The organism is Flavobacterium columnare NBRC 100251 = ATCC 23463, from assembly GCF_002530675.1.
Classification (GTDB): domain Bacteria; phylum Bacteroidota; class Bacteroidia; order Flavobacteriales; family Flavobacteriaceae; genus Flavobacterium; species Flavobacterium columnare.
This window is the reverse complement of the sequence record NZ_PCMX01000013.1, coordinates 59,132-74,695: the sequence shown is the minus strand read 5'-3', so window position 1 is coordinate 74,695 and position 15,564 is coordinate 59,132. Positions and strand designations below refer to the sequence as shown.

The 15,564-nt window shown below is 29.9% G+C and carries 14 protein-coding genes; 6 read left to right on the top strand and 8 right to left on the bottom strand.

Features of this window, described 5'->3' with window-relative positions; translation table 11 throughout:
• Window positions 1-7 precede the first annotated feature (7 nt).
• The 5 genes from B0A78_RS02275 to pyrH form a co-directional block, all read right to left on the bottom strand.
• Window positions 8-2,761: a TonB-dependent receptor plug domain-containing protein gene (locus B0A78_RS02275; protein WP_065213754.1), complete on the bottom strand. Its 2,754-nt coding sequence runs from the start codon at window positions 2,759-2,761 to the stop codon at window positions 8-10.
• Between the two features lie 30 nt (window positions 2,762-2,791).
• Window positions 2,792-3,781, bottom strand: a complete 990-nt coding sequence (locus tag B0A78_RS02270; protein WP_014164762.1) for a hypothetical protein — start codon at window positions 3,779-3,781, stop codon at window positions 2,792-2,794.
• Window positions 3,782-3,926: 145 nt separating this feature from the next.
• Window positions 3,927-5,000 carry a Ppx/GppA phosphatase family protein gene (locus tag B0A78_RS02265; RefSeq protein ID WP_014164761.1) on the bottom strand — a complete coding sequence of 358 codons (1,074 nt, stop codon included), beginning with the start codon at window positions 4,998-5,000 and terminating at the stop codon, window positions 3,927-3,929.
• Window positions 5,001-5,179: 179 nt separating this feature from the next.
• The gene (frr, locus tag B0A78_RS02260; RefSeq protein ID WP_014164760.1) at window positions 5,180-5,743 is read right to left on the bottom strand and encodes a ribosome recycling factor; all 564 of its coding nucleotides are present in this window, start codon (window positions 5,741-5,743) and stop codon (window positions 5,180-5,182) included.
• Window positions 5,744-5,795: 52 nt separating this feature from the next.
• Window positions 5,796-6,503, bottom strand: coding sequence for a UMP kinase (gene pyrH / locus B0A78_RS02255; protein ID WP_014164759.1), 708 nt, complete (start codon window positions 6,501-6,503; stop codon window positions 5,796-5,798).
• 184 nt (window positions 6,504-6,687) lie between these two features.
• Here pyrH and B0A78_RS02250 point away from each other — a divergent pair, with 184 nt between their 5' ends.
• Together B0A78_RS02250 and B0A78_RS02245 are read left to right on the top strand one after the other, a co-directional pair.
• Window positions 6,688-7,329, top strand: a complete 642-nt coding sequence (locus tag B0A78_RS02250; RefSeq protein WP_014164758.1) for a PAS domain-containing protein — start codon at window positions 6,688-6,690, stop codon at window positions 7,327-7,329.
• Between the two features lie 6 nt (window positions 7,330-7,335).
• Window positions 7,336-8,571: an MFS transporter gene (locus tag B0A78_RS02245; protein WP_014164757.1), complete on the top strand. Its 1,236-nt coding sequence runs from the start codon at window positions 7,336-7,338 to the stop codon at window positions 8,569-8,571.
• A gap of 113 nt (window positions 8,572-8,684) precedes the next feature.
• On the opposite strand, the gene B0A78_RS02240 is transcribed toward B0A78_RS02245, so the two are convergent.
• The 3 genes from B0A78_RS02240 to B0A78_RS02230 form a co-directional block, all read right to left on the bottom strand.
• Window positions 8,685-9,053 carry a hypothetical protein gene (locus tag B0A78_RS02240; protein ID WP_014164756.1) on the bottom strand — a complete coding sequence of 123 codons (369 nt, stop codon included), beginning with the start codon at window positions 9,051-9,053 and terminating at the stop codon, window positions 8,685-8,687.
• A 74-nt stretch (window positions 9,054-9,127) separates the two neighbouring features.
• Window positions 9,128-9,778 carry a queuosine precursor transporter gene (locus tag B0A78_RS02235; protein ID WP_014164755.1) on the bottom strand — a complete coding sequence of 217 codons (651 nt, stop codon included), beginning with the start codon at window positions 9,776-9,778 and terminating at the stop codon, window positions 9,128-9,130.
• A gap of 57 nt (window positions 9,779-9,835) precedes the next feature.
• Window positions 9,836-10,906 (bottom strand): Ppx/GppA phosphatase family protein, encoded by a 1,071-nt coding sequence (locus B0A78_RS02230; protein WP_014164754.1) that lies wholly within the window; start codon window positions 10,904-10,906, stop codon window positions 9,836-9,838.
• A 138-nt stretch (window positions 10,907-11,044) separates the two neighbouring features.
• Here B0A78_RS02230 and B0A78_RS02225 point away from each other — a divergent pair, with 138 nt between their 5' ends.
• The 4 genes from B0A78_RS02225 to B0A78_RS02210 all read left to right on the top strand — a co-directional run bounded on the left by B0A78_RS02225 (window position 11,045) and on the right by B0A78_RS02210 (window position 15,313).
• Window positions 11,045-12,280: an MFS transporter gene (locus tag B0A78_RS02225; RefSeq protein ID WP_014164753.1), complete on the top strand. Its 1,236-nt coding sequence runs from the start codon at window positions 11,045-11,047 to the stop codon at window positions 12,278-12,280.
• A gap of 26 nt (window positions 12,281-12,306) precedes the next feature.
• Window positions 12,307-12,780 carry a GNAT family N-acetyltransferase gene (locus B0A78_RS02220; RefSeq protein WP_014164752.1) on the top strand — a complete coding sequence of 158 codons (474 nt, stop codon included), beginning with the start codon at window positions 12,307-12,309 and terminating at the stop codon, window positions 12,778-12,780.
• A 237-nt stretch (window positions 12,781-13,017) separates the two neighbouring features.
• Entirely contained in the window at window positions 13,018-13,335 is a 318-nt protein-coding gene (locus B0A78_RS02215) for a DUF6370 family protein (protein WP_065213756.1), read from the top strand.
• A gap of 106 nt (window positions 13,336-13,441) precedes the next feature.
• Window positions 13,442-15,313 carry a peptidase U32 family protein gene (locus tag B0A78_RS02210; protein ID WP_014164750.1) on the top strand — a complete coding sequence of 624 codons (1,872 nt, stop codon included), beginning with the start codon at window positions 13,442-13,444 and terminating at the stop codon, window positions 15,311-15,313.
• Window positions 15,314-15,564: the final 251 nt, after the last annotated feature.

The following is a 15,564-nucleotide window of genomic DNA, read 5'->3' as shown; positions in this document are numbered from 1 at the left end:
ATATTTTTTAGAATCTATACTGAACAGCAAAATTCCAAGTTCTTCCAAGACCAAAAAAGGCTGTATTAGCTCCATTAATTCCTTTAAAATTTGAAGGAAAAAGAGTACCATAAGTTGAATTAGACCCTGGAACATTTTGGTTATTTAGATAACTTCTTGTGGATTCAGTTATATAAACTGTATCAAAAATATTATTCATAGATAAACCTACATTAACTAGATCATCATTATTAAGTCTTATTTTATACTTTAAACTCGTATCAAACAACAAGAAAGAAGGTAGTTTTAAATCATGTACTGCATAACTTTTTGGATACCAAATAGGATCATATTGTTCCGCCGGAGTATTACTGTAAAAATTATCATGGTATTTTCCTGTAAGTGTAAAAGACAATCTTCTAACAGGCTCTACTAGTACCGAAACACTACTCATCCACTCAGGAACACTTCCAATTCGTGTATCTTTTATATACAAATTTGTTGTTTGGCTATTTTCATACTCTGTATACTGTGCATCTTTAGTATACAAACCTTCTCCAAAGGAATGACTACTGTAAATTGTAAGTCTATCAAAAGGTTTGTAAGTTAAATCTAATTCAATTCCTGAATTTCTTTTACTTAAATCATGAGTAAAACCCGTTACACCGTAACCTGTTTCAAATAATTGTTCCGTTGAATTATCTAGAGAATTAGTATAAGCAACAAAGTTTAAATTAAAAGATTTGCTTAAAAAAGTATACCCTGCCTCAATTGATTTAAAGTTTTCGTTTTTAAAACCTTCTTTAATTTTATTCGTTTCAAAATCAAAAACATAATTTAAGATTGGAACTCTGGATACTAAACCACAATTAAACCAAATATTGTTTTTAGTGTTTATATTCCAGTTTGCACCGAATTTTACATTATACGCTTCTAAATTTACATGCTCAGAAGCTTCTGAACGATTTGTATTAAAGATATCGTATGTTACTTTACTGAAATCATTACCGCTATATCCTCCTTGAAGTAAGAAATTGAAATTTTTCAGATTTAACTGCAACTGTGAATACGCTCCATAATACAAAACTATGTTTTCTTTATAATAATCAATTTTTGTTGCGTTAATGGATTGGAAAGGATTCCATAAATTGTCTTTTAAAGAAAAAGTTTCTGTAGTAAAAATTGATTTGCTTTGTAATTGATTAATTAAATAACCATCAGCACCAAATAGGTCATTTAAATATTTTGTGTTTTTAGAGACAGATTTTCTAATATCAACACCAGCATCTAACTTAAATTTAGAAGTCAGGTTGAGTGAATAGTTCGCTAACCCACCATATATTTGGTTTCTAACAAAGTTTTCTGTCAGAGATACCCCAGAGGTCTTAGTGTTCCATTCACTAGAATTCAAGTATAATTTTTTACCATTTAAATTGTAAGGAATACGAGTATATCCTTCCGGTAAATCATTTTCATTGATACGTACATTAGGTACTAAACCTCTATTATAGGCTGCAATATAATTATAATCAATTGTGCTATTAGAGTTTAACAACTGACTATATTCATTAAAAATTTCGGTTCCTGTGTAATCTTTAAAAGAGGTATTTCCGTAAACACCATAGCCCTTTACAGCAAATATGTTTTTATCATTTATTTTATACTGCCATTCTAGAACCAAAGATGGTGTGTGATTTGTATTAGTATTTAAAGCAAGGTCTTTACCATTGTACTTATTATAAGTAGTATTATAGTTTGTATTTAAACCTAGAGCATTGGTACTATTATCTATAGTAGATATTCTGGTTCTAAAATCAATCCAACTTGGAGCACCTATTAATTTAAAAGTAAACCTGTGTTTATCTGTCTTATATCCCATACCTAGGTAATATCCTGTAGCATTAAAAGCTGTTCCAGGAAAATAACCTCCACTAGAGGTATTAGATAATGATAAATTAAGACCAAATCCCTTATCTAGGTTCCCTGTATTTAGATTCAAACTATATTTTCTATAATCATTATTTCCTGATTCTGCTAAGATATAGTTATCGTATTTTTTAAAAGGATCTCGTAATACGAAGTTAACGGTACCTGCAACGGACGCATTTACTAGTTTAGAGGATCCTAAACCTCTTTGAATCTGAATTGCATCTAAAGCATCGCTTGCAGGAGCGATAAACAACCAACTTACTTCACCACTTTCAAAATCTCTTAAAGAAATACCATCTAATAAAGGAGTTATATTATTCTGATTGTATCCTCTAAGACGAAGCCTACTTTTAGAATAACTTCCTCCTAAAGAGGTTGTATATACTCCAGGTAATAAAGCCGCTCTTTCTATAAAATCTTTATTACTATTATGATTGAATTCAGTACTTTCATAGATTGTATTGGTTGCTGTTGGCGATTTTCTTAAAAAAGCTAAGTCGACTAAAGCAGATTCTGATTCTAAATTTTTTAATAAGTCTTCTTCGAGATAAATAATCCCTACGTCTAACTTATTCTGTGTAAACTCTATAAACTTATAAGTAGTCTTATACCCTGGCAGTTTAAAGATTAATTTGCCTGTTTTTTCTTTTGTATTCAATACAAAATTACCCGATTTATCTGTATGAACTTGATGAATGTATTTTTTTTCGTCTGCACTTGCTAAAATTGCTTTTACAGAAAAAAGGTTGTCATCATTACTATTTCTAATAGTACCAAAAACCTTAAATTGAGCGAAATTGGCTTGATGAAATAGTAAACTCAAAAAGAGCAGGAGTTGTAATTTTTTATTCATAGGTTTATTTTTTTAATAAGAGATTAGGGTTTAATTTGTAAGTTTTTTAGTTAAATAATTAACCAATTTTACTTTGTTAGTATTCTTACAATATAAAATCTTTTTCTTTGAGTTTTCTTCTAAGTTTTTTAGGATAAAGGTCAAAAATTTATTTCCGATTGATAATTCGTATTTAGAATAATATGTAAGGACTTTATCTGCCTCTATATTTGCTGAAGCTAGTACTTGGTAACGGTCAAATTTTTTATCTAAACTAATCTGATGATTTTCTAAATCTTCGATTTTTAGTGGATTAAATTCTTGTTCTATGGTTCCTCCATTAAACAAAGCATAGGAAGCCCAAGCTAATTCTCCGCTGAGATAAATATTTTTCTTATCTCTCATTTCATCATTATAATAATATAGTTGTTTGATATTTTCATTTAACTTTAAAATTTCTGTTTTTTTTGAGTCATCATTTAAAAAAGCTAATTTTTGAAAATCGCTATTTGGTATAACAGTTACCTTAAAACCTTCTTTTTTTGTATAACTACAAAAAACTGTTTCATTGGCATTAATATGAATTAATGTCGCCTCATCTTTATCTTCGTTTTTAAGTAATCCTTCGAAAATATACTGACAACTTTTTTTATTATTTAAAAAATCAATTTTTGAGATATTTTTTAATGAAAGTTCTTTTTGAATATTAACCATTTCCACTTCAGAAAACAAATTTACATCACTAATCAAAAATAATTTATCTGATTCTACATTTTGTTCCAATTTGATTTTTTGAACATTCGTAGTTATTCCTGCTATTATTTTTTTTATTAGACTCGAACGATCCTCCTTAGGATCTACAACAATGGGATCTGACCAAAAACTTTTAAGTTTAAACTCAGCCGTAGCATCTGGTTTAGATTCAATAACAAGTACTTTTATTTCCTTGTTATTAAACTCAATACCTGCTATTTTTTTTTGAGCAAATCCTAAGGATGTTACTAAAAATATAATAAGTAAAAAAAAATTTTTTTTGATCATAATAAAGATTAAAAGACGATCTAAAAACAGCTAACATTAGCTTACTACTGCGTAGTAAACATTTTTTATTTTTTTAAGTATAACAATTATTTAAGCATAAACTTAAAACAAGTTAACTTACTAGATACCCTCTTTAATTAGTTAGTTACCATATTTTCTTTATCTTGTTGGATCTATCTACTATATAAGAAACCAACCAAGCTGTTTGTCCTTGTTTTGCGAAAAATAATTTTTTATCATTAATCCCTGGAATATCTTCTAAACAAACTAAAAGAAGAGCTGAACCAGATATTAGATGTTTCTGAGAATAAGTCTTCAAAACGCGCTCTACTTCTTTATTTTTTTTAGCTAATTCTTCAAATTTTTGAAAATTGTTCTTTACAACGGCATCATAATTTATTACATCTTCTAAGGTAAAGCTGTTAAAATTATCCTTCGCTTCTCCCCCATTATAGAGTGTATAAAAAGCCCATACTGCACCACCTGACATATAAACATTTTGTTTTTCTAATGCTTGTGGTTTAGAATTATACATGGCTTTTATTTGTTCTCTTAGCATAGGCGTTACTCCGAATAATTTTTCGTTGTATTCCCCTATACTTTCGGTTTTTGTTTTCTTTTTAACTGTTTCCGTCAAGGTTATACTTCCATAATCAAATGAAAGAGGGAAGAAAACGAAATTATCATTATTAAAAGTGTCTACATACCCTCCTTTTGTATTTCCTCCTCCGATATCTAGAACCGTTGAATTTAGATAATTAACAGGAGGAATACATCCTTTTAGAAGCATTTTACCTTCTGCTTGTGCATCTATAAAATCAAGTTCTTTATTTGTTAATTTTTTTACGGCATCAACCAACTCTTTTGTATTAGATGCCATAGCTACTCCAGAGGATCCTACGATAAAGATATTTTGTTCAGTAACTTTAAATTCATTCTTTATTCTTAAATAGTTTCTATAAACTACCTCTGTCGCAATTTTTATGTCCTCAGGAGCTAATTTACCATCAATAGCAATTCCACGCGCAATACCGACATTTTCTGTCCAGAAGGATTTAATCTCATAATTTCCTTTTTTAATATTGTCTACATCTAGAACAGAAATCTTAATTCCTTTGCTTCCTATTTCAATTCCTCCGAAAAGACTATCATCATAAGATGCGAATGCAAATTGAGCAAAGATGAATGATAGTAATAAAAATATTTTTTTAACTCTCATAGTAAAAATATTATGTTGTTATTTTATAGTAAAAAACAGTACGCAATTTACACGTCTTTATTCATAAATTCATGTAGAAAGAAATCTACAAAAGACAATCTTGGTAAAGTTATACATAAATCATAAAAAAGCAATGTTTTATAAATAGTTTTAAAATCATTACTTTTTTAAATTTTGAATTATACCTTCATTATCTCTGCTTCTTTTACAGCGTAAAGTTCTTCCACTTTTTTAATATAAGCATCTGTTAACTTCTGAACGTTATCTTCTGCTGTTTTGCAAACATCTTCTGAAGTACCTTCTTTTTCTAATTTTTTAATGTCATTATTAGCTTCCTTACGGGCATTCCTAATGCCTATTTTTGCATCTTCAGCTTCTCCTTTTGCTTGTTTAGCTAACTCACGACGACGTTCTTCTGTTAGAGGCGGAACGGATATAATAATAGTATCTCCATTATTCATAGGATTAAAACCAATATTTGCAATCATAATGGCCCTTTCTATGGGTTGAAGCATATTTTTTTCCCAAGGTGTTACCGTTATAGTACGAGCATCAGGAGCGTTAATAGTAGCGACTTGAGAAAGAGGTGTTTGAGATCCATAATAATCTACAAAAATCCCTCCCAACATCTGTGGAGATGCTTTGCCTGCTCTAATGTTTAAAAATTCTTTTTCTAAATGTGCTAAAGAACCTTCCATTGATTCTTTTGTACTATCTAATATAAAATTAATTTCTTCTGTCATTTTTCTACAAATTTATTAATTCAATTTTACCCTAATAAATGAATTACAAAAACTAAATATTAACCACGGTTCCTATATTTTCTCCTTGGCATATTTTTAGTAAATTTCCTTCTTTATTCATATCAAACACAATTATAGGCAATTTATTTTCTTGGCTTAAAGTAAATGCTGTAGTATCCATTACATTTAATCCTTTTGCTAATACATCATTAAAAGAAATACAATCAAACTTTACTGCATCTGGATTTTTTTCTGGATCTGCATTGTATACTCCATCTACTCGAGTTCCTTTTAGTATTACGTCTGCATCTACCTCTATTCCTCTTAAAACAGCAGCGGTGTCAGTTGTAAAATACGGATTACCTGTACCTGCTCCAAAAATTACAATTCTGCCTTTTTCAAGATGTCTAACGGCTCTTCTTTTAATATAAGGTTCTGCTATGGCTTCTATCTTTAAAGCAGTTTGCAAGCGTGTTAGCATTCCTTTTTCTTCTAGAGCACTTTGTAACGCCATTCCATTTATAATAGTGGCTAGCATCCCCATATAATCTCCTTGTACTCTATCCATACCATTACTAGCTCCCGCAACACCTCGGAAGATATTACCTCCACCGATAACGATAGCTATTTCCACACCTAGGTCATGTATTTTTTTTATTTCCTCAGCGTATTCCGCTAATCTTTTGGGTTCTATTCCGTACTGGCGTTCACCCATTAAGGCTTCCCCACTTAATTTTAAGAGTATTCTTTTATATTTCATTACGCGTTAATTTGCTATGCAAATATAAAAAATTAAATCTTTATTTCTTTATTTTCGCGAGTAAAGCAATTTTAACAAAAACTATACAGAAGTTTTTTTTTTATTATTTTTATGACAAAAATCAGTTTTTGTATTTTTTTTAGCCGTAACTTTACTGTTGTAAATAAGCAAATTTGGATTTAATATGGATTTAGAAATCAAAAAACCTTTACCTCTAAATGAAGAGGTCGTTTGGGACACTACTAAAACTATTATGAGTAAAACTGACATTTATGGTACTATTGAATATGTGAATGAGGTCTTTGCAGAGGTTTCTGGTTATCAAGAATATGAGTTAGTAGGTCAACCTCATAATATTGTTAGACATCCTGATATGCCTCAAATAATTTTTAAAGTATTATGGGATAATATCAAAAAAGGCCACAAATTTCATGGAATCATCAAAAATCTTTCGAAATCAGGGCGTTATTATTGGGTGATAACCGATTTTGATTACGTAGTAGATGATAATGCTAATATCACTAAATACATTGCTAGGAGAAAAGCAGTCCCTAGTCAGGTCATTAAAAAAGTAGATGATTTATACACAAAGCTACTACAAATTGAGCAAGTAAGAGGAATTGATGGAAGCGAAAAATTCTTAACTGGATACTTAGAAGAATTAGGAATGACTTATGTTCAGCTAATAACCAAATTAATGGTAGACGAAACTAATGAAGCTGAAGAAAAACAAGAATTAGAAGTAGCAAAAACAAATGATGACTTAGAGCATGTTCGCAGCGGATTTTTCTCTAAGTTTTTTGCAACTAAACTTAACCTATTCTAATGTTTTATGGAATTTATAAAAAGAAATCGAATACATTTTAACTTAGAAATAAAGGTAATTGCCTTAATCACATTAATTAATAGAATGGGAGCCGTAGTGGTTCCCTTTTTATCAAAATATCTTAACGAAACACTGCATTTTTCCTATTCTCAAATAGGATGGATAATGGTTTGCTTTGGTATTGGTTCTTTAGTTGGTACTTTTACTAGTGGTCGTTTATCTGACAAAATAGGATCTTATCGGGTAATGATTTTTAGCCTTTTTACTAGTGGGATTATTTTCTTCATTCTTAAATATGTGAAGAGCTTTGAAGCCATCTGCTTCTTCGTTTTTCTATTAACCACGATTGCTGATATGTATCGTCCAGCCATGATGCTAACTGTTAACAATTACGTGAGTAAGGAAATGAAACTACAATCTCTTTCTCTAATTCGATCTGCCTCAAATTTAGGCTTAGTATTTGGTCCTGTAATTGGGGGATTAATTATATCGTATTGGAATTATGATATTCTTTTTTGGGTAGATGGAACCACCTGTCTTTTAGCTATTTTCATCTTTTCATTATTAGTAAAAGAGCGAAAGGTTCCGTTTGATCTAAATCTAGCAAAAACAACTCTAGATAAATTGGCTCCTGTAAAGGATATTCCTTTTATATTAAACTGGGGCATTGCAATGATTACAGGTTATTTATTTTTTCAAATATTTACTATTTTACCTTTGTTCCAGAAAAATTCTTTTCACTTAAACGATTTTACAACAGGAATGCTTTTCGGATTTAGCGGTCTTCTTTTCATACTTTTTGAAGTACGTTTGATTAATAAGATGCAAGTCAAAAAAGTAAATGAAACCCTAGCAATTGCAATTGGATTAGCGCTCTTTTCCTTAGGTTATTTTTCGTTATATTATATACACAATAGTTGGATTTTATGGTTTTTTATGGCACTTATGACTTTTGGGAATATGTTAACTTTTTCTTATGCAAGTGGCTTGGTGTTAAAAAGAAGTCATAAAAACCATGAAGGTATATTCATGTCGGCATTTCAAATGAGTTATGGCTTTGCCCATGTTTTAAGTTCAAAAACAGGTTTATCCGTTGTCCAATATCTGGGTTACGAAGCTAATTGGCTGATAAATTCAACAATAGCATTGGTAGGCGTTGGATTAACTTATTTCCTATATTTAACTTTAAAAAAGGAACAAATTTCTTTAAAAGAAAAGATTGCAAAACAATTGTTTAGTTAAATTCTTATTCGTATGATTATAGGTGTCCTAAAAAAGAATTACAAAAGATAGTCAATAAAAAATAGTACCGCCCTTTCTATCTCAATAACACATTCTCTTTTAGGACTCCTTTTTTACAAGTTAATACTTTTCTTGTGTTTATTTAACAATGCCTTTGTCATCGTTAAATTAGCTTCCGAAGCGTCCACTACAAGATAAATTAGAAACTCATGATTATTCGAAACATCAATAACATGATATTGTGAAGTCAAGGTAATAGTTATATCTTGTATTTGTTGATTTTGCTTTAGCGCATGAATTCCATTTAATTTAGCACGAACCATTTCTAAGATATAATTTGAATCAAGATCTATATTATAATCTCCTGAAACAGATTTTGAATGATAAATGATTCCTTTATAAATATCAAGAATACTAACAGCTATAAAGCCAGGTAGGTTTTTAGCAATAGAATCACTAAATTCTGTAAGTAGATCAGCCATTTTAAATTATTTTTTTGGGTAGCAAATGTAAGGAATATGATTTTTTTTTGGGGCCTAAAATTTTGAATCATTTTTCATGATTTCTTTTTAATGTATTTTCTAATTAGGTAATGACTCAAATAGATTAAAGGTGTTAATAAAATTGCTAAGCTTAATTTGAATGTGTATCCTGTTAAGGCAGAGGATATAAAAGTTTGAAAATCTATTTTTCCTGGTAACCAAAAAGCAATCCCTAAAACAACAAAAGAATCTACAAGTTGAGATATCATTGTAGACCCTGTTGCTCGTAACCAAATTTTAGAATTTCCTGTTTTTTGTTTTACAAAATGAAAAACGCTCACATCTATTAATTGCGAAAAAACAAAAGCTATAACACTTCCTACTATAATCCACATACTTTGTCCGAATACTGCAATAAATTGAGCATCATCAACAGGACTAATTTCTTTAGCAGCAGGAATAGAAATAGCTAGAAAAAGCAGTAAAAACGCATAAACAATAAGACCTGCGGTTATATACGAAAGCTTACGAACTCCCTTTTCTCCAAAATACTCATTGATTAGATCTGTAGTTAAAAAAACGACAGGCCAAGGAAGTATACCAATACTCATTACAAATGGTCCTATTTCAATTAGTTTTCCTCCTATTAATTCTGCTACTACAGCATTCGTTATAAATATTCCTGCTAAAACAGTAAATAGTACTTGCTCTCGATTTTTAAACATATATGATGTAAATCTATAATATTAAGTTGGATAAAAAAAATTTGGCAGTCTATAAGACTACCAAATTTTTTTTACTTTTTTCGAATATTCTGCCACATAAGAAACCAACCAAGCAATATGCCCTTGTTTTGCAAAATACAATTTCTTTTCATCAATATTAGGTATTGCTTCGAGAGCAACTATTAATATATTACTTCCAGATATCAGATGTTTTTGCGAATATGTTTTTAATACACGATCTACTTCTGGATCTTTTTTAGCTAAATCTTCAAACTTTTTGAAATTGTTTTTTAGGATGGCGTCGTAATTAATTACATCTTCTAATTTGAATTCGGTAAAATTTTCTTTAGCCATACCGTTATAAAGTGTATAAAAAGCCCATACGGACCCTCCTGATAGATATATATTAGGTTTATCTAGAGCATTTTTCCCTGAATTATACATAGCTTTTACCTGATCTCTTAATTCAGGTAAAAAACCAAAGGATTTTTCGCTAAATTCGGAAAGTGTAGTATTTTTAGTTCTTTTATTAACTGCTTCCGTAAGAGTTATGGTTCCGTAATTTAAACTAATAGGAAAGAAAACGAAATTTTCATTATTAAGAACATCTATATAACCTCCTTTTGTATTCCCTCCTCCTATATCTAAAACCATAGATGTTGCATAGTTTTCTGCAGGAATTAAGCCTCTCATTAACATTTTTCCTTCGTTATTAGCCGTAATAAATTCCAGATCCTTATTAATAACAGCTTTTATTTTTTCTGTTAACTCCTTTGTATTCTTTGCTTGTGCAACCCCTGAAGATCCCACTACAAAGATATTTTCTACAGGTACTTTAAATTCATTTTTTATCTTTAAAAAATCAGCTGTTACGATTTCAACAGCTCTTAATATATCTTCATTTAGCAAATTACCATCTATTGATATCCCTTTTGCTATACCAATATTGTCCGTCCAAAAAGATTTTATTTCATAATCCCCTTTTTTGATATTATCAACATCTATAACAGATACTTTAACCCCTTTGCCTCCAATTTCTATTCCACCATAAAGATTTTTACTCTGTGCTACAGACAAAGTAACACTTGCAAACAAAAAAAAATGGGTAATTAACTTTTTAATTTTCATACTCTTTAATTTCAACCTCAATTTTAAGAAAAATTAGATACAAAAGCAAAAATAATAGTAGAAATATTTCTATGCTTTTTATAGGATTTTACATCATTTCCTTTTTAAATTTGCATAACATTTAAACTTAACTTGTATATGAATTCAATTTTAAAGGACTTCAAAACTTTACCAAGAGAAGTTTGGTTTTTTTTCTTCATGATATTAATTAACAGAATGGGCGCAATGGTTGTTCCATTTATGTCCAAATATCTATATGAAGATTTAAAATTTAGCTACACAGAAATAGGAACCATTATGATGTGTTTTGGTGCTGGTTCTATTGTTGGCACTTTTCTTGTAGGAAAAATTTCTAAAAACATCAGTAGTTATAAACTAATGATTTACAGCATGTTTTTAAATGGTGTAATTTTATTTAGTTTACAATTCGTTAAGAATTTTTATTCTTTATGTTTTACCGTCTTTCTCTTAAATGTTGTCGCGGATATGTTTAGGCCTTCTATGATGGCTACTCTAAAAGATTTTGTTAAAAAAGAAGATCGAATTAAAGCGTTTTCTTTAATGAGAACAGCCTCTAATTTTGGTTTTATAATATCTCCTATCATTGCGGGTATCTCTATTGCCACGGTTGGTTATTGTTTATTATTTTATATTGATGGCGTATCCTCTATTATTGCCGTATTGTTTTTTGTGAGTTTTGTAAAAGAAAAGAAGTTATTACACAAATTGACTTTCTCCAATCTTAGTGAAGAAAAATTCGTATTTCTAAAAGACAGGTTACTGCTACTACATTGTTTAATAACCGTTATTACAGGAATTATATTCTTTCAAATATTTTCTATTTTGCCACTATATTACACTGATGTATTAAAACTAGCCACTACTTTTAACACCTATACGTTGGTATTTTATGGATTGATTTTGTTTTTACTAGAAGTAGCAGTTGTATCCTATATCAAAAACAAGGGGATAAAAACATTAAATGCAATTCTCTATGGTTTACTTTTAATGGTTTTTGGTTATTTAGTTTTAGTTATTTTACAACAAACTATAGGCGTTTTCCTTGCATTATTTTTCATTAGTTTTGGCGTTATGCTTACTTTCCCATTTGCAGCTGATTTTGTGCTTGAACGTTCTTATAAGAAAATGGAGGCTAAATTTTTATCCTACTTTCAAATGTGTTATGGAATAGCTCAATTCTTAAGTGCCAAATTAAGTTTGTTTATAATTCATAAATTAGGATATAACACTAATTTTATTTTCAATATTTCATTAGGAATAATTGGAGCTTTACTTTCGTATATTTTGATTAACTTAGTGGTAAAAGAAAGAAAAGACAAAAAAGCTGCTATTGTAAATTCATTCTTTAAGTAATATTCAAAGTTTTAAATAAACTATTTATGCTTGGGGCAATCCATGAAGTAGGAATTCAAGAATTTGACAAAGTTGAAAGTATTATTTTAAAATCAGGTCTTGTCTTAGATGAGTTTTTAGGAGGAGGTAATGGACCTCTCCCTTTACTTCAATATAAATTAGAACGAAATCAATGTAAAATTTATATATACAAAATTGATACACAAATTGTTGGTTTTATTTTATTACTAACTAAAAGAAGCATTATTTCAAAATTAGCATACGATTGGCACATTGCTTATCTATATGTTGACGAAAGCATGAGAAGAAAAAAAATAGGTGAAGCATTATTAGATCACACGATACAATTTGCATCATCAACCAAAGCAAATGAATTATCATTATATACAACTAAAGATAATTTTTCTGCCATAAAATTATACAAGAAAAAAGGGTTTTTAGAAAGTAACTTCTTAGCTAACTACCTTACTTTTAAACTATTTTTAAATAGCTATAGATAAAATTTATATTTAAAAAAAGTAACATTAGACCCTAAAACTTTTTAAGTCACCTTCTTTAAGGTGACTTTTTTATAAAAATATTTTTGTATATTTGATTCACAGCAGACCTAATCATATCTCTAATGAAACCCTTTATCTTTTTTTTGTTCCTAGCAATTGCTACCTCTTCTTGTGGTCCTAAAAGACTCAAATGCGGTCCCAAACGCTGTGAAATTAATACCATCAAAAACAAATGGAATGAAAAAAACATTATTACTTGCTATATTCTTTACGTTTAACTTATCTGCACAAGAGAAGAAAAAAGAATTAAAAGACCAAAAAGTAGAAGCTTCTTGCGGACTATGTCAATTAGGAACTAAAGACAACGATTGTACTTTATCTATTCGTTATCAAAACAAAGTATATCCCGTTATTGGTACCAACATAGATGATCATGGAGACGCACATTCATACAATGGATTTTGTAATACAATAAGAAAAGCCAGAGTTTCAGGAACATTACACAAAGGAAAATTCCTAGCAAAAAAATTTATTTTAATTACTACAAATCAATAATTCTACTTTTTAAAGTCTAAAAAACAGAATCTATATTTAAATGTTACTTTTTTTTCAGAACTTTGCACACCTTTTTCGGTAATTTCCGAAAGATATGTTTTTAACAATGAAAAAGAAGATTGAAATTTTAGCTCCTGCAAAAGATTTAACTACAGGTATTGCCGCCATAAATGCTGGCGCAGATGCTGTGTATGTAGGTGCTCCTCAGTTTGGAGCACGTTCTAACGCAAACAACTCTATTGAAGATGTAGCTGCTTTAGTTCAGTACGCACACCTTTATAATGTTCAAGTTTTTGTAGTAATCAATACCATTATTTATGATGGTGAATTAGAAACTTGTCGTCAATTAATTTGGAAATTGTATGAAATAGGTGTTGATGCGCTTATCATTCAAGATATGGGACTATTAGAACTCGATCTCCCTCCTATCCCACTTCATGCAAGTACACAAGCCAACAACAGGGATCCTAAAAAAATTAAATTTTTAGCTGATGCAGGTATTCAGCGTGTGGTTTTAGCACGCGAATTAAATTTACATCAAATTAAAGAAATTAGTGAAGCTACTGATGTTGAATTAGAATTTTTTGTAACAGGTGCTTTATGTGTTTCATTCAGTGGAAATTGCTACATGAGTGTCGCTAACGGAGAACGCTCTGCCAACAGAGGATCCTGCGCACAAAACTGCCGCTTACCTTATAACTTAATTGATGGAAACGGTGAAACCTTAATTCGTAATAGCCATCTATTATCTATTAAAGATTTTGATGTAACAAATCAAATACCTAATCTAATAGAAGCGGGAATTTGCTCCTTTAAAATTGAAGGTCGTCTAAAAGATGTTGTATATGTAAAAAACAACGTCTCTTTTTTACGTAAAAAATTAGACGCTTTCTTAGCAGACAACAACAACAAATACACCAAAGCCTCTTCTGGAAGTTGTACCTACACCTTTGACTCAGAATTAACGCGTACCTTTAATCGTGGTTATACAGATTATTTTGTAAACGAAAGACACCAGTCCATTGGTTCTTGGGATAGTCCAAAATCCAAAGGACAGTACATTGGCAAACTCATCAAAACGGTTGGCAATTCGTATGTTATTGAAAATGGAGAATTATTAAATAACGGAGATGGTCTTTGCTATATTAATGAAGACAAAATAGCGGAAGGTATTTATGTAAACAAAGCCGAAAATGGCATCATTTATCCTAATGTACTTAAAGAGATAACAGCTGGAACCGAAATTTATCGTAACAATGATGCTGCTTTTATTAAATTGGTAGAAAGAGAAGACAGCGCGATCAGAAAAATAAGTACTTCATTATTACTAAAAGAAAATGAAAATGGTTTCGAGTTGGTTGCTACCGATGAAGACGGTAATATAAGTACTGTTCAATTAGTACACCCTAAAGAAAAAACTAAAAATGGGGAATCAATAGAAGAAAGCTTTAAAATAAATTTAGCCAAAACAGGATTTACTCCTTATACAGCAAATGAAATAACGATTGATTTTTCAGAAAACTGGTTTCTACCAATTTCTAAAATCAATGAGATGCGTAGAAATGTGTATGAACAATTATCTACAATTCGTTTAGAAAATTACGATCGCAAGGAGTTTCAATTAGAAAAAACATCACACCCTTATCCTGAAACCAAATTAGATTTTACGTATAATGTAGCAAACAAAACCGCTCGTAAATTTTACGAACGTCATGGCGTTACTGAAATAGAAAAAGCTTTTGAATTGCAATGGGATCCAGGAAAATCACGCGTAATGACAACGAAATATTGCATTAAATACGAATTAGAACGTTGTCCTAAATACCATCGTGAAAACATGGATCAAAAACTTAAAGAACCTTTAGTCTTAAAACAAGGCGAATTAGAATACAAGTTAAAATTCAACTGTAAGCCTTGCGAAATGGAAATTTGGGAAAAAGATGCCGAATTTGAAATTGAAGAAGATCATTTTCATTGATATAAAAAACCGATGTTATAACAAGCATCGGTTTTTTTATTGAAAGAATAAACTTGTTTTTAACACAATGCAATCTATTCTTGATAATATTCTCAAATATGTTAGCTTAACCCCATAAGAACTAGAAATTTTTCCATCTAAAATACAAATGCAACGATTTAAAACTAAAAGACTTTTATTAATCCTTAAAAAATCGAGTACTATTTTAGATTTGAAGTCATTCTTATTTATACTAATTTCATAGAGTATAA

Bases quoted from the DNA above. Each gene is read 5' to 3' on its own strand.
- B0A78_RS02275 (WP_065213754.1), bottom strand. From the start codon at position 2,761: ATGAATAAAAAATTACAACTCCTGCTCTTTTTGAGTTTACTATTTCAT.
- B0A78_RS02270 (WP_014164762.1), bottom strand. From the start codon at position 3,781: ATGATCAAAAAAAATTTTTTTTTACTTATTATATTTTTAGTAACATCC.
- B0A78_RS02265 (WP_014164761.1), bottom strand. From the start codon at position 5,000: ATGAGAGTTAAAAAAATATTTTTATTACTATCATTCATCTTTGCTCAA.
- frr (WP_014164760.1), bottom strand. From the start codon at position 5,743: ATGACAGAAGAAATTAATTTTATATTAGATAGTACAAAAGAATCAATG.
- pyrH (WP_014164759.1), bottom strand. From the start codon at position 6,503: ATGAAATATAAAAGAATACTCTTAAAATTAAGTGGGGAAGCCTTAATG.
- B0A78_RS02250 (WP_014164758.1), top strand. From the start codon at position 6,688: ATGGATTTAGAAATCAAAAAACCTTTACCTCTAAATGAAGAGGTCGTT.
- B0A78_RS02245 (WP_014164757.1), top strand. From the start codon at position 7,336: ATGGAATTTATAAAAAGAAATCGAATACATTTTAACTTAGAAATAAAG.
- B0A78_RS02240 (WP_014164756.1), bottom strand. From the start codon at position 9,053: ATGGCTGATCTACTTACAGAATTTAGTGATTCTATTGCTAAAAACCTA.
- B0A78_RS02235 (WP_014164755.1), bottom strand. From the start codon at position 9,778: ATGTTTAAAAATCGAGAGCAAGTACTATTTACTGTTTTAGCAGGAATA.
- B0A78_RS02230 (WP_014164754.1), bottom strand. From the start codon at position 10,906: ATGAAAATTAAAAAGTTAATTACCCATTTTTTTTTGTTTGCAAGTGTT.
- B0A78_RS02225 (WP_014164753.1), top strand. From the start codon at position 11,045: ATGAATTCAATTTTAAAGGACTTCAAAACTTTACCAAGAGAAGTTTGG.
- B0A78_RS02220 (WP_014164752.1), top strand. From the start codon at position 12,307: ATGCTTGGGGCAATCCATGAAGTAGGAATTCAAGAATTTGACAAAGTT.
- B0A78_RS02215 (WP_065213756.1), top strand. From the start codon at position 13,018: ATGAAAAAAACATTATTACTTGCTATATTCTTTACGTTTAACTTATCT.
- B0A78_RS02210 (WP_014164750.1), top strand. From the start codon at position 13,442: ATGAAAAAGAAGATTGAAATTTTAGCTCCTGCAAAAGATTTAACTACA.